We start from the raw sequence: 14,181 nt of genomic DNA, 5'->3' as shown, positions 1-14,181 counted from the left end.
CTAGTACCCGGTCATCTCAAGGTAGCCGCGCCCCTTGTGGCTGCCTGACACGGTGACCGGACCCTCCCAGTATTGAAAGCGCGTTCCCATCCAGGCTTGGGTGTTCTGAGCCTGAACGCGAATGTCCAGATCCTCGCCCGGGATGGACACACGCCAATCCGTCGGAACATCGCGGTCCGCCACCCGGCTGGTTTCCAGTGGTGTGAAGGTCACTGACCCGTTCGGCAGGCTGCGGCTGGAACCGTCCGCGTTGATCCAGGTGGCCGCAGTATTGTCCCCACGTCCGCCGCGCAGGCGAAACGCCATCAACTTGTCGCCGTCCTCGAAACTGAGTGAGAACCAGTCCCATCCTGACTGATCGGCGGCCAAAGGCTGCGAAGACCACTCTCGGTCCAGCCATCCGTTCCCGGTGACCGCTACCTCGCCGTCGGGCAGATGCAGCGTGCCTTGGACGGCGTAGCCCGGCTGCGAATAATAGTAGCTGGCCTGCCCATCAGCGGATTTCACGGAAAAGCCATTCTCACCATGAAAAACCAGCGGCCCCGAAGCAGACAGGTTCAGGTCGTACCCGAAATTGGCTCCATTTGCAGTCAGGGTCAGGGTCTGGAGCGTTGGTCCTGCCATGCGCCATTCGTCGATCCATGCTTCGAACGGGTCAGCCGTGACACCGGCCTGCCCAATTCCTCCACGAGACAGGCGCTCGGCAAAGAAGTGGCGTTCCGGAGTTGTCAGCGCGGCATGGCCCATCCATATCTGTGGGCTTTGCCAGCCAGCGGTTTCAAATGGCTTCAAGGCAGAGCGAAACAGGGTCCACTGTATGCCGTAGTCCCGACCGTCTTCTCCGGTCAGGTTGGCCGTCAGGTACCACCATTCGATCCGATAGGATGGATGCGGGCCGTGGTCGGCGGGAAAATCGAACTGGTACTCCGGCTGTGGTACGTCAAACCCGTCGGCGGAACCACCCAAACCGGCAAACCCCTGCGCCATTGCCGCAAGGGGCCAGAACAGCGCACACACGAGTAGTTTAGCGTTCATTGGCAAAGACCCTCAGCAAATCGGCCGGCGGCACCCGCCTAAGCCGCCAGGCAGGCAGCGCCGCGGCAAGGGCGGCGGCCACAAGTGTCCACAGAAGGAGCTGCACCCATGACGACGGGAAAAGGTGCATGGGTAGCCGCCATCCAAACGCCTCGACATTGATGACGGCCAGCAGAATCCAAGCCAGTGCCAGACCCAGCGGCAAGGCGAGGCAGGCGGTAAGGAAAGCCAGAACCATGCTCCGCGCCAGTTCCAGTTTGGACAAATGCGACAGTGTCAGCCCCATTGCCCAGACCGGAGCGATCTGAGGCAGCCGCTGGGTCCAGAGGGTCAGCAAGCTGGTCAGAATGGCAAAGCCGGCCACGCCAAGCGTCAGGATGTTCAGAGCGGATGTCACGACAAATGTCTTTTCGAAGATCGCCATGGACTGCGCCTTCAGCGCGGCCTGCCGGATGATCGCGCCGGGATCCAGATCAAACCTGTTCTGCAGATCCGCCGCCAGCTCATCTACGCGCTCCGGAGCGATACGAATACCAAACCGTCGGTTTTCGGCATTTGGCGCGATCCTGCCGAACAGGTCCATTGAGACGATCGCTTGCCCGGTCGGATTGCCGTAGTCGGAATAGACGCCAGCGATTGCCAAAGTATGATCGGCGGTGAGCGCAATTGAATCCCCGGGCCACAGATCAGCACGGCGGGCCAGCTGTTCATTGATCAGGATGGCGCCGTCGGACAGAACCTTGGTCCATACGTCCGGGGCCGCGGCGACAAGGGGCCAGTTGTCCCGGTAGGTCGCGTGATCGACCACTCCGTACAGAAACAGCAGGCCTGTGGGGTGATCCAGCTCCACATTCCGTATCGGCAGGACAGCGTCCACGCGCGGGGTCAACCATGTCTCGATCTCGTGACCTTGATCCGAGTCCTTTGCCGTGATGTACAGCTCGGCCATCAGGCGCTGGTCCAGCCAGCCGACGAAGGTAAGCCGGAAGCTCGACACCATGGTTCCGACACCGATATTGGCCGCCAGGGCCAGCAGCAGAGCCATCAGTGCAAGCGACAGGCCCGGCAGCTGGGCCTGCATGTCGGCCAGCACCCACTGCCGGACCGGGTCACGGACGCGCCCCGCGCACAGGTGCAATATGCAGGACAGCACCAGAGGCAGCAAAAGGGCGCTGCCCGTCAGAATGCCTGCCATCAGAGCGAAACCAGCGACCAACCCGTCAAAGAGAAGAAAGATCACGACTCCGCCAAGAGCGAGCCCCGCACCCGCCAGTCCGGTCACGACGGCTCGTGTGCTGCGTCCACGCCATGCCTGCAGGCCAGGGCCGGTCAGTATCGGCATTCGGCTCAGACGCCACAGGGCGTATCCGCTGGCGGCTAGGGTTCCTGCGATGGACATACCCAGCCCGGCCAGCACCCAACCGCCCCTCAGTTGCAACTGACCATCCACCGGAGCGCCATAGAGCCCGCGCAGGGTTGCGGCGACATCGGGTAACAACGCTCCGGCCAGGAAAAAACCCAGCAGCAGGCCCATGGATCCACCGATCAAAGCCAGACCTAAAAGTTCGGCCAGAATGATGCGGGAAAGCGTCCCCATCGGGACACCCATCGCACGCAGACTGCGGACCATTCCGCGGCGCTGCGCAAAGGCCAGCCCAACCGTCCCATGTACGATGAACAGCCCGACGGCGAAGGACAACAGGCCGAACGCAGAAAGGTTCAGGTGAAAGCTGTCGGTCAGGCGGGCAGTGTCGACGTTGTTTCCGGGTGGCTGGCGGTTCAGCTCTGGCGCAATCTGGGACAGGGGCGCAACTCCGCGAGGCTGATCGGGCAGGATGGCAAGTCGCGAAATCTCACCCGGTTTGTTCAGCAACGTCTCAGCCACGCCGATATCGGTCAGAACAACATTGGGGGGAAGCGCAGTGCTGGCGATTGCCGGTGGAAGATCGGGCCGATCCTCCAGCATAGGCACCAAGTCTGGTGGCGCCAGCAGTCGGCCGGGCGCGGTCAGCATGGTCGCCGGGTCGGGTGGGGCCTCTTCCTGTTCCAGTCGCGTTACCGCCGGAAGCGGCGGGTAGGAGACAAGGTCTACTCCGGTCAAAAGAACCGATCGGTCCCCAACCCTGTACCGACCTTCCAGAACGGCCGCGACCTGCCATCCGGCGCGACGCAGATTTACGTATGTTTCCAAAGAAATGTGGCCGGATGGATGCCGCAGCATCTCCATCTGCCCAAACGCCAATTGTTGGTTGGCACGCGCATAGCTGGCACGGGCTTCGGCGTTGATAGCCTGGACCGCCGACCAAAGGCCTGTCGCAAGCGCGATTCCGATCAGCAGCGTGGCCAGTTGGATACGGTGCCAACGCCAATGCGACCAGAGGGCCTGGATCACGGTGCGCGTCATGCGATCCGCCCGTTTGCCAGGTGTGCCGTTTGATCAAGCCGGGCTGCGATCACGGGCGAATGCGTGACCAACAGCAGGGCTGCCCCGGTATCTGCAACCAAGGACAGCATCAGCTCCAGAACCGCCGCGCTTGCAGTCTCGTCCAGGTTTCCCGTCGGCTCGTCCGCCAGCAGCAGCTTGGGCCGGACGGCAAGGGCCCGGCCAATCGCGACCCGCTGTTGCTGGCCGCCCGACAGATGTTCGGGATAGCGTTGGGTCAAATCGGCGAGACCGAGCGTCGCGGTCAGATGCGCGAGCCACTCGGGGTCAACGCGATTTGCCAGCCGGGCATGAAATGACAGGTTCTGCGCAACCGTCAGCGACGGGATCAGATTGAATTGCTGGAACACCAGGGACACGTCTTCGCGCCTTAGCAATGCGCGGCCGCGATCGTCCAGTCGCGACAACGCCGTGCCATCCAGAACGATCTCACCGCTGTCAAAACTGTCCAGCGCGCCGGCAAGGTTCAGCAACGTGCTTTTGCCGCTGCCACTTTCGCCGGTGATGGCAAGCGTCTGACCGCGTTCCAGCGACAACGATACGTCGTTCAGGACAGGCCGCCCGCGCGGGTAGGTTTTGTGGATATTCTGTATTTCCAACAACATGATCAGTCTCACCTAGTGCGCTCTACAATGTGCGGCGCGCCGATCCGCTGTCCAGCCTTCAAAAAGTTTCGGTTCTTTTCGTCGCACGACTGCCCGCTGTCCGGCCTTGTGCCTTGAGGGCAGAGCCGCCATTGTGCAGTTTCAGTTTCCGGGCCGATGCAGGGTATTACCATGACATTGTCGCAGCAGATCTTTTGGGGCAGCTTCTATCTGGGGCTGTGTTTCCTGATCGAGATCGGGCTGCTCACATGGTGCACCATCATGGTGCGCAAGGTGATCGACAGATGGGAAGGGCAGGGAACCTTTCTGCCCACGGCAGGCCCGATCGCCTTGGCGCTGGCCGTCATCGTGGCGACGCATACGATTCAGGTGTGGATCTGGGCGATCGTCTGGGTGATGGGAGATGTCCTGCCGGACTGGAACTCGGCCTTGTATTTCTCGCTCGTGACCTTCACGACGCTGGGCTATGGCGACATTGTATTGGGCGAGGGCTTGCGGATTTTCGGGGCCTTCGCCTCGGTCACCGGATTGTTGGCCTTCGGTCTTTCCACGGCATTCATGGTCGCGCTGATGACGCGCGTATTCCAGGAACGGTTCCTGACCTAGAGGATCGGCGAGAACAGCCGCGCCAAAGGCGCGCCATAGCGGATATGCGGCGGTTGCTGGGCGAGGCTTCTGGACATTTCGTAGCTGGCTTCGAAATCGGTCTTCAGCATGTCCTCGGCGGCAGCGGCTGCCCGGCTGTCGAAGAACAGCGCCATCGCTTCGAAATTCAGACGGAACGAGCGGTTGTCCAGGTTGGTGGTGCCAACTGCGGCCAACGTGTCGTCCACCAGAATTACCTTTTGGTGCATGAACCCGTCGGTGTAGCGGAATACACGCACGCCGGAATCCCGGATTTCATCGAAATAGGCAAAGGCGGCCAACCAGGGCAGGCGGTGGTCAATCATGTCCGGCACCAGAATGCGGACATCGACGCCGCGCAGCGCGGCATGTTCCAGTGCCGTCATCACGTCGATATCCGGCACGAAATAGGGTGATGCGATCCACAGCCGCTCCTGTGCCGCAGCGATCGTGGAAAAGAACATCAACGACCCCGTTTCAGTCGCGTCGCCCGGTCCGGTGGCGACCAGCAGCGCGTTCATGTCCTGATCGGATTCCGATCCGGCCCAGTCCAGCACGTCAATCAGGTCTTCTCCGCGGGCCCAGTGCCAGTCCTCGGTGAAAATCAGCTGCAACTGACGAACGATATGGCCGGTCATCTTGATGTGGGTGTCCCGCCAGCGGCCAAAATACGGATCCTGCCCCAGGTATTCGACGCCCACATTGTGCCCGCCGATGAACCCGGTTTCGCCGTCGATGATCACGGTCTTGCGGTGGTTGCGGTAATTCAGCTGAAACCGGAACTTCGGCCCGCGCTGGTCCCGTGGATCAGCGACATCCACACCGGCCGAGCGCAGCTCCTCCAGGTATGAGGACGGCAGGCCATAGCTGCCCACCGCGTCAGTCATGAACCGGACGCTGACCCCGCGTTTGGCCGCATCGATCAGCCTGTCTTGCAGCTCCAGCCCCAGCGCGTCATCGCGCACGATGTAGAACTGAATGAGGACATAGTTCTTGGCCGCATCGATCGCGCGGAAGATGGATTGGAACGTCGCCTCTCCGTCGATCAATAGTTCGGCCCCGTTGCCGCGGGACAGGGGCAGGTGAGCCAGCGCCTCAAACGGGCGCGGATTGACGGTCAGCGTCGCGGGATCGGGTTTTGAGTGATCGGCAAAGCTGCGGATCCCTTCGACCACGCGCTCGCTTTCCTTGCGGGCGATCCGATACCCTTTGAACCGGTGATGTCCCAGGAACAGGTATAACGGCACCGCCAGAAACGGTGCGGAAAGCAGAAACACCACCCATCCCACGGCGCCCTGCGGGGTGCGCGCCGTCTGAGCGGCCCGTACTGCAAAAAAAACCGCGACGCAGTAGATGGCAAAGACGGACAGCGAGGCGATGAATGTCCACATGTGTGTGCCGACCTTTCCGCGCTTTAGTTCGAGCCGGTGAAAACCCGGGACCAGTCTTTGGCCATATCCACGATAACCCAGCCCATTTCTGGGCCTTTGTCCAGCCCGTCGACAAGCCGCCCGATGTGGCTGTCGCGATCATAGGCCCATTCCCGTTCGGCATCTGTGTGGTGGATCAGAACGCCCATCCGCGGCCCGTCGCCAGCGGTAGTCCATTCCAGCATGGCAAAATCACCGTCCGAGTTCCCGACCGCCAGGATCGGTCGTTTCCCGATCGTACGCTCGATATTGATCGGTTTGCCGTCCTTATCGTCGATGAACGCCAGCGCGGGCGCCTTCATGATCGTGGGCGTGCCGTCAACAATATCGTAGGTGCTGTCCGCATAGGTTCCCAAAATCTGGTTGGGCGGTATTCCATAGGCGTCCTCGGCGAACACGCGCATGAAATGCAGGCCTCCGCCCGAAACTATGTAGGTCGTGAACCCCTCGTCACGCAGATATCGGAGCAGTTCGACCATGGGCTGATACGTCATCTGGTCATAGGCCAGCCCCGTATCGGGATGGCGTTCCGTCTGAAGCCATTCGGCGACGGAAGCCTGGAACGCATCGACGCTGAGCCCCGAATGCGTGGCGCTGACGACTTCGATCAAGGCATCTTCACCGCCCTTCAGCACGGTTTCGGCGTCGCCCTTGGCCGCGGCCTCCAAGGTCGGCGTGGTCAGGACCGAGGGATCGTCCTGCGCCATCTCGGCCAACTCATCCATGGCGTAGATGAACTGGAAATAGACCGGCTGCTCGGCCCAGAGCGTTCCGTCATTGTCAAACACCGCCACCCTGTCTGCGGGGGTGACATAGTCGTCCGAGTTCGGCGTCGTCACCGTATCGACAAAGGCGATGATCCGTTCCTTGGCCGGACTGTCGGTCCAACTGGGCAGAGGGTCCGCCGCAAGGCCCGCAGGCAACGCGAAAACGGCGGCTAAGAAGATCAGGCGGAACATGAAATATCCTTTCGCATCAAAGAAATGAGGGTCGCCGATCAAGCCGGCGACCCTCGAGAGTAGAACCGACCTTTATCAGTTGTTGGTCGGCGTCAGCATCTTTTCCATCACCTGATCCAGGCTGAAGCTCGCCGCCTTCTGGCGCGGCGGGAACTCCTGGAAGGTTGCGAGGAAATTCGCCACGTATTGCTGCGCGGGCACCAGGAAATACACGCGGTCGATCATCCAGTCATAGTAGGTGTTGGACGTGCGATATCCGCGTTCATAGGGATCGCGGCGCAGGTTCACGATGATCGGAACGCGCAGTTCGGTCCATGGCTCCATCCAGGCGCGCAGGGTGGCCCAAGCCTTCTGCTCCAGGAAGATCAGCTTCCAGTCTCCGAAGCGCAGCGCCGTCATGTCGCCGTCATCCGAAAAATAGAAGATCTCCTTGCGCGGGCTTTCTGTGGTTTCACCCGTCAAGAGTGGCAGGATGTTGTAGCCGTCCAGATGCACCTTGTAGTCGCGACCCATCCCCGAGGACGAATAGCCTGCCTTCAGCTTGTCCTTGATCTCGGGGTCTCCGGCCGCCGCCAGATAGGTCGGGAGCCAGTCCATGTGATGCACGATCTCGTTGGTGACCGATCCGGGTTCGATCTTGCCGGGCCAACGCACCATCGAGGGCACGCGCCAGCCGCCTTCCCAGTTGGTGTTCTTTTCGCCCCAGAACGGCGTGGACGCAGCATCGGGCCACGTATTGTAGTGCGGTCCGTTGTCTGTCGAGTAATGGACGATCGTGTTGTCGGCGATGCCCAGCTCGTCCAGCAGATCGAGCAGCTGGCCCACATGCATGTCATGTTCGATCATGCCGGCCGAGTATTCGTCCATCACACGTCCGGTCATGTCATTGGCCTGCTGGCGCATCTCGTCTTTGACATGAGTGCGGAAGTGCATGCGCGTTCCGTTCCACCAGACATAGAAGGGCTGGCCTTGCTCGTGGGCCCGCTTGATGAAGTCGATCGCCGCAGCCACCGTTTCTTCATCCACGGTCTCCATCCGCTTCTTGGTCAGCGGTCCGGTATCTTCGATGGTTCCGTCGGCCTTGGACTTGATGACGCCACGGGGACCGAAGGCTTCGCGGAAAGTCCGGCCATCGGGCAGAACGGTGTCACCCGGATAGTCTTCGTTCTCGGGCTCCTCTTCCGCGTTCAGGTGATAGAGATTTCCGAAAAACTCGTCAAATCCGTGGTTTGTCGGAAGATGTTCATCTTTGTCTCCCAGGTGGTTCTTGCCGAATTGACCGGTGGCATAGCCGTGGTCCTTCAACAACCCAGCAATGGTCGGATCTTCGACCTGCATACCAAGATCGGCACCTGGCAGGCCAACCTTCGACAGCCCTGTGCGGAACACTGACTGACCCATGATGTAAGACGACCGCCCTGCGGTACAGGACTGCTCACCATAATAGTCGGTGAAGATCATACCTTCATTCGCGACCCGGTCGATATTGGGCGTACGGTATCCCATCATGCCTTTGGTATAGGCCGAGATGTTCGACTGACCGATGTCGTCGCCCCAGATGACCAGAATGTTGGGTTTCTGATCTTGCGCCCAGGCCGGCGCGGCCAGCGCGACAGAAACCGTAGCAACTGCCAATCGTCGCAGTCCTCTGCGCCATAGATGCGTTAAATTTCCCTGTGATGACATCTTTTTCTCCTTATGTGGTCAGGCAAAAACGGCCTTGCAGGAAAGTCAAAAAGGGGAAATGCGTCCCCCGATCCGTCAATCATTCAACACGCCCTTCGCAGGTCAGGCGGTTCGGCAAAAAGGGGGAATCAAGACAAGCCCCTCTAGGCAATTGATAACTATCACAAAGACCAATCTAAAAATACTTATGTTTGAAGATAGCGCCCTGGGATTTGGCTCAGATTGGGTTGACGTTAGGTAGGTAATTGGCAGCCGCGTCAGGGATTGAGCTGGGGCAAGGCGGATTTAGAGTGGCCTAGGGGGCGGGCGATACGGTCAAGGCAATCTCGGACCTTGCTCCAGTTTTCCGCTTGTTGATCGCCGCCGCCATATCTGGACGCGCCGATTTCGGCCAGAGAAGCCTCGAATTCAGCAGTGTCTGGCGGGTCGGCCAGCCGCCGCTTCCAGTCTTCCAACGTTTCATAGATACGGGCCAAGTCTTGTTCGCGCACAGCCTGCTTGAGTTCCGAAAAGGCATGCGCTGCCGAGGCCAGCCTGCGTTGCCTGGCCGCTGCCCAGCGTGCCAAAAGAACCGGATGTAGTTTGCGAAAAACAAACCATAATATCACGACCCCAATGAAGAAATAGCCGACCAGCTGCAGAACGGTTTCCCGGTCCGGAGGCTGCCAAGGCGGCGGCGCAAGAACGAGGTCGACGGGATCGGCGCGCGCAGTTTCGACCTTGTTGGTCTTGAGGTTGAACCAATCGATCTCGACAGGCGGCAATTGGGTCTGTCCGCCGTCCTGGGCCACATAGGTCACGCGGTCGGTGCGCTGGCCGGACAGAACGCCCCGGTCTTCGGTTTCCGTCAATCGGGGCTCATTGGGATAGGCCCGCAACAACGGGTCCTCGATCTGGGGCAACAAAGGCGGGATCATGATCGGGGTCGTTCCGGTGATCTTTGCCGTCAGGGTGCGGGTCAGTGCGTCTCCGGTTTGAAGGCTGGTATCGCCCTCAATCTCCTGCGACAGTTCGAACCCGTCAGCGATTATTAGGGGATCCAATCCCCGGGCTGCGTCAGGAACCTCGACTGTCAGGCGAACGGCGGGCAGGGGAACCGAGACCTGAACGGGATCGTTGGTTTCGGGATCGGCAAATGTCACCTGCACCTCGGCCGCGGCGAAATCATACGTGCCGGGGGCCAGCGGATACAGCCGATAGCTGCGCTGCACCCCGGACCATGTTTGGCCTTCGACGCTCTCGCTGACCGGCCCCGAAGCGCGATCGGGCAGGCGTACCAGAAGGTTTTCCTGTTCAAGCGATGGAAAGACCGGCGGATTTGGCATGTAGGTCGGCACCAGCACCTTCAGGCGAACGATGGCGGGCTGGCCGACGATTGTCGGATCCGGCGGCACTTCGATCGTGACGCGGGGCTGGATGTCTGTTGCTTGCGCCAGAACCTCAGTGGGGCACAGAAGCAGCATCAAGAGCGCGAAGTACCTCATTGGGAACGCTCCTGATTTTCAAGAACAAACCGGCTGCGCAGGAAGTCCTGCATGTCTGTGTCGATGGCGCTGATCCACTGGTCGGCCGACAGGGGTGCGGCGTCCCCGGTCTCGGCCTGTTGCGTGGTGTCCGCGCCCAGACCGGCTTCGTTGTCGAACACCACATCATCAGCGCCGATGCCTGCTTCCTCGCCGGTATCGGATTGCTCGCGGGTGGATTCGACCTCGGCCAGAATGGCCTGGGCGACGGTCAGGTTGTACGCGGCCTCCGGCCAGTCCGGGCGGCGCTCCAGCGCGGTTTCAAAGGCTGCGATGGCCGGACGATACTCTCGATTTCGGATGCGGGCCATGCCTTCGGCAAACGCTGCTTCGGGCGTGGACTGCTGGGCAAAGGTCTCGGAGGCTTCGGCATATTGCCCGGCTTTCAACTGGGCGTAGCCTCGGTGATACGGATCTTGAAACAGCGTGCTGGCGGCGGCGTAGTCCTTGCGGTTCATGGCGATCTGGCCCTGCTGGTCCGGGGTCAGGAACCAGTCCCGCCAACCGTCTGCGCGCGCGCCGGTCGGTGGCAGAAACAGCAATGTCACAAACCCCCAGCGGATGACCCAGCCGCGTCGGAACCACAGCAGCGCGATCAAGGCGACGGGCCAGGCCAGGATCCAGGCGCGGTCCTGCCAGTCGACGCGATCATCCTCGCCCAGGGCTGCGGAAAAACTGCGGGTGATCGCGCGGTTCAGCCGGGAGATGTCACGGTCGTCGCCCGAGAAGGGAACGATCGTGGCGCTGCGCAGGCCGTCCAGTTGCGGAATCTGGCGGCCATTCGGAAGCATTGTCAGAAAAAACAAAGGGGTATCAGATTGTCCCAACGCGGAAACCTGTTGCGGATCGATATCGTCAAGTACGAAGAGAACCGCGCCTGTGCCTGTCTGATCGCCCAGAATGTCCTGCGCCAGCGTCAGCGCGTCACCGGCGGCATCGCCCGCGACCGGCATGACCGCCGGGGTCAAGCCTTCGAGCAAGGGGCGCAGGATGTTGGCGTCTTCGGTCAGCGGCGCGACCCGGTGCGCCGTTCCGGCATAGGCGATCAGGGCGGTGGGCGCACCTGCGCGGGTGTTGATCAGATCGGTGATCTTCAACTTGGCACGGTCCAGACGTGACGGCGCGAGGTCTGCCTCCTCCATGCTGTCTGTGACCTTGAGCGCGATCACCAGCGGCGCGGTGTCCGCGATCAGAGGGTTCGGCGCCCGTGACCATGTCGGCCCTGCCACGGCAAGGGTCAGAAGGCTAGCGGCGAGCGCGGCGAGGTCCAGCGGACCGACCCGCCGTTGATCTTCGGCCCCCAGACGCAGTGCCTGCGCGAGGTGGGGTGCAATGCCCACAGGCAGGTCCGAATTGCCCGATCTGCGCGGCCGGGTCAGCCACCAGACAGCGGCTATAGGCAGCAACAGCAACAGCCAATAGGGGCGCAGGAAATGGAACTGGGCCAGAGCGTCAATCATGCCGCGCGCCTCCGACCCATTGAAAGGCGAAAGCCTAGGGTGCTGGCGAAGATGAGGAGCAGCGCTGCCGCCAGCGGATAGTGCGCAAGGCTGACCCTCGGGCGGTAGCTTTGGGTTTCCACCACGCGGGGGTTCTGGGCGTCGATCTGTTGGTAAACCTCTGTCAGGGCGGCCTCATCATCGGCAAAGAAATACTGGCCTTGGGTTTTGCTGGCGATGTCCTTGAGCGCATCCAGATCGACCCGGTCTTCGCCCGTGGCATTCGGGTCGCCGACGCCAATCGTGTAGATCACGACCCCCTTGTCCGCCGCAATCGACGCGGCATTGACCGGCGTCATGCGGCTTGAGGTATCGGCACCGTCCGACAGCACGATCATCAGGCGTTGGTCCACCTCGCTCGACTCGAAGGTGCGGATGCCCAGCCCGATCGCATCGCCCAGCGCCGTGTTCGGACCCGCCATGCCGACGGCGGTCTGGTCCAGAAAGCCGGTGAGGCTTTGCAAATCCTCGGTGAACGGGGCCTGAACGAAAGCGCGAGTGCCGAAGATTATCAACGCCATCCGGTCACCGTCGCGCGCGGCGATGAAGGCGCGCAGAACGTCCTTCACGGCCTCCAGCCGCTGCTTGGGTGTGCCGTCTGCGGCCTTGAAATCGCGCTGGTCCATCGAGCCCGAGATGTCCACGGCCAGCACCACGTCGCGGGCGGATTTCTCGATGACGATCGGGTCGCCCAAGCGTTCGGGCCGGGCCATTGCCAGAACCAGAAGCACCCAGATCAGGATCGCCAGACCGGTTTGCATCCGCGTCCGTCTCAGGGTTACCGAGCCGGATTCCGGCTCGGCCCCGGCTGCATGTGCGACGTGGCGAAAGAACGGGATGCGAATGGCATCGACCCGTTGCCTGTGCGGCGGAGCAAGGAAATAGACCAGTGCCGGCAGTGGCAGCAGAAGAAACACCCAAGGCGCGGCGAAACTGAACATCAGACCGCCCCCTTGGAACGATGCGACTTGATCCATTGCCGCGCCAGTTCGGCGGCATCCGGGTCGGTGCCCCCCTTGCGGTATGGGGCGGCCGCCAGATTGCCGAGGGCCGAGGCGGAAAACCCGGACAGGTCAGCGGTTTGGCCAAGAAAATTCGTCCAGTCGTCACCGGTCAAACCGGCCACCTGAGACCGGGGAAAGGCGACAAGCGCCGCGCGGCGAACGATCTCGGCGGCTTTGGCCGGGTCATTCTGACACCGGTCCAATTCCTTCAGTGCATACCGCCGATAGGCATTTGACTGCCGGTGCCGCAGGATCGCCACGAGGATCAGACCAACCACGAGCAACAGTGCCACTGCCAGAACAACCCAGCCCCAGGTCTGCGGTACCATGGAAATCGGAGCCGGCTCGGGCGCGGGTTTCAGCATGTCCAGCAGCTCGACCAGCGATTTGCCTTCGGTGTCCGGGGTCATGACCGCCCCCGTTGGTGGCCGAACAGTCTCAGGATCTGGGCCAGAGCGGGCTCGGCGGTGGTCAGCTGGACGACGGGAAACCCGTATCGGCGCGACCAGGATTGCAGCTGCGCCAGCCGTTGCTCCATCGCCTGTGTCACGCGGTCCGACATCTGGCGGTCTGACGCGTCCAGTTCGATCTGCTGGTCGCCGTCCGAGACCGTCAGGCGAAGCTCGGGCGGCATGTGGCGCGAGATCGGGTCGGAGATGTCGAACAGGATCAGGTCATTGGAATGGGCCAGGCGGCGCAGCAGCCGTTCGGACCCGTCGGTCAGGCCGTCAAAGTCCGAGAACACGCAGACCAAGGCATTGGTATGTGCGATGCGGGCAGCCTGTTGCAGCACCTGGTTTAGCGAGACCGTGGTCTGTGGGCGCAATCCAGCGTGCAGGCTGCAATTGAGCGCGCCGAGCGAGGACAGAAATCTCCGCAAGGCCGCCGGGCGGCGCTGTGGCCGATGTTCGGCTAGGTCGGTATCGCCGAACACGATCCCGCCGACGCGGTCGCCTTGCGCCAGAACCCGATGGGCGGCGATGGCCGCAGCCTCGGCCGCCACCACCGATTTCATGTAGACTTGTGTGCCGAAGAACATCGAGACCCGCTGATCCACCAGCAGCAGCGCCGAGCGGTCGCGCTCTTCGGTATAGACGCGCACATGCGGCTCGCCGGTTCGGGCCGTCACTTTCCAGTCGATCGTGCGGATGTCGTCGCCGGGCAGATAGGTGCGCAGTTCCTCGAAATTCAGGCCGCGCCCGCGCAGGCGCGAGGCATGGCGGCCGTTCAGCACGGAACGGGCAGGCTGTCGGGGCAGAAGGCTGAGCGCGCCGCTGCGCCCGCCGAGGCTCAGCAGGTGGCGGGCATCGACGTGGATGCGTGGGTCGCGGGATGTCGCTGCGGTCGGGGACACGCGGCTCTCCTTTGTTGCG

The 14,181-nt window shown here is 61.8% G+C and carries 12 protein-coding genes; 1 reads left to right on the top strand and 11 read right to left on the bottom strand.

Going from position 1 to position 14,181, the window contains the following annotated elements; genetic code table 11:
* Genes ACR0DA_RS06185 through ACR0DA_RS06175 form a run of 3 tightly spaced genes read right to left on the bottom strand, consistent with a single transcriptional unit; the run spans position 1 to position 4,083 of the window.
* Positions 1–1,035, bottom strand: a complete 1,035-nt coding sequence (locus tag ACR0DA_RS06185) for a lipocalin-like domain-containing protein (RefSeq protein WP_480753299.1) — start codon at positions 1,033–1,035, stop codon at positions 1–3.
* Positions 1,025–3,439, bottom strand: coding sequence for an FtsX-like permease family protein (locus ACR0DA_RS06180; protein WP_480753297.1), 2,415 nt, complete (start codon positions 3,437–3,439; stop codon positions 1,025–1,027). Before ACR0DA_RS06180 ends, ACR0DA_RS06185 begins: the two co-directional genes overlap by 11 nt.
* Positions 3,436–4,083: an ABC transporter ATP-binding protein gene (locus tag ACR0DA_RS06175; RefSeq protein WP_170600474.1), complete on the bottom strand. Its 648-nt coding sequence runs from the start codon at positions 4,081–4,083 to the stop codon at positions 3,436–3,438. The genes ACR0DA_RS06180 and ACR0DA_RS06175 overlap by 4 nt, the downstream gene beginning before the upstream one ends.
* A 171-nt stretch (positions 4,084–4,254) precedes the next feature.
* Between ACR0DA_RS06175 and ACR0DA_RS06170 the strand changes: the two genes are divergently transcribed.
* Positions 4,255–4,689, top strand: a complete 435-nt coding sequence (locus ACR0DA_RS06170; RefSeq protein ID WP_170600477.1) for an ion channel — start codon at positions 4,255–4,257, stop codon at positions 4,687–4,689.
* On the opposite strand, the gene cls is transcribed toward ACR0DA_RS06170, so the two are convergent.
* The 8 genes from cls to ACR0DA_RS06130 all read right to left on the bottom strand — a co-directional run bounded on the left by cls (position 4,686) and on the right by ACR0DA_RS06130 (position 14,162).
* Entirely contained in the window at positions 4,686–6,098 is a 1,413-nt protein-coding gene (gene cls, locus ACR0DA_RS06165) for a cardiolipin synthase (protein ID WP_170359141.1), read from the bottom strand. The two genes, ACR0DA_RS06170 and cls, sit on opposite strands and share 4 nt — an antisense overlap.
* A 23-nt stretch (positions 6,099–6,121) precedes the next feature.
* Positions 6,122–7,096 (bottom strand): HAD family hydrolase, encoded by a 975-nt coding sequence (locus ACR0DA_RS06160; RefSeq protein WP_480753296.1) that lies wholly within the window; start codon positions 7,094–7,096, stop codon positions 6,122–6,124.
* A gap of 75 nt (positions 7,097–7,171) precedes the next feature.
* Entirely contained in the window at positions 7,172–8,782 is a 1,611-nt protein-coding gene (locus ACR0DA_RS06155) for an arylsulfatase (RefSeq protein WP_093962145.1), read from the bottom strand.
* A gap of 257 nt (positions 8,783–9,039) precedes the next feature.
* Positions 9,040–10,266, bottom strand: coding sequence for a hypothetical protein (locus tag ACR0DA_RS06150; protein WP_480753295.1), 1,227 nt, complete (start codon positions 10,264–10,266; stop codon positions 9,040–9,042).
* On the bottom strand, positions 10,263–11,765 hold the full coding sequence (locus ACR0DA_RS06145; protein ID WP_480753293.1) for a VWA domain-containing protein: 1,503 nt from the start codon (positions 11,763–11,765) through the stop codon (positions 10,263–10,265). Before ACR0DA_RS06145 ends, ACR0DA_RS06150 begins: the two co-directional genes overlap by 4 nt.
* The gene (locus tag ACR0DA_RS06140; protein ID WP_480753292.1) at positions 11,762–12,745 is read right to left on the bottom strand and encodes a vWA domain-containing protein; all 984 of its coding nucleotides are present in this window, start codon (positions 12,743–12,745) and stop codon (positions 11,762–11,764) included. The genes ACR0DA_RS06145 and ACR0DA_RS06140 overlap by 4 nt, the downstream gene beginning before the upstream one ends.
* A complete protein-coding gene (locus tag ACR0DA_RS06135; RefSeq protein ID WP_170418759.1) occupies positions 12,745–13,218 on the bottom strand; it encodes a DUF4381 domain-containing protein in 474 nt (157 codons plus the stop codon). The genes ACR0DA_RS06140 and ACR0DA_RS06135 overlap by 1 nt, the downstream gene beginning before the upstream one ends.
* On the bottom strand, positions 13,215–14,162 hold the full coding sequence (locus ACR0DA_RS06130; RefSeq protein WP_480753290.1) for a DUF58 domain-containing protein: 948 nt from the start codon (positions 14,160–14,162) through the stop codon (positions 13,215–13,217). The genes ACR0DA_RS06135 and ACR0DA_RS06130 overlap by 4 nt, the downstream gene beginning before the upstream one ends.
* Between the last annotated feature and the right edge of the window lie 19 nt (positions 14,163–14,181).

The organism is Ruegeria sp. CI8 (genome assembly GCF_056536865.1).
The sequence above is the reverse complement of the archived record's forward strand: the minus strand, read 5'-3'. Positions and strand labels throughout refer to the sequence as shown.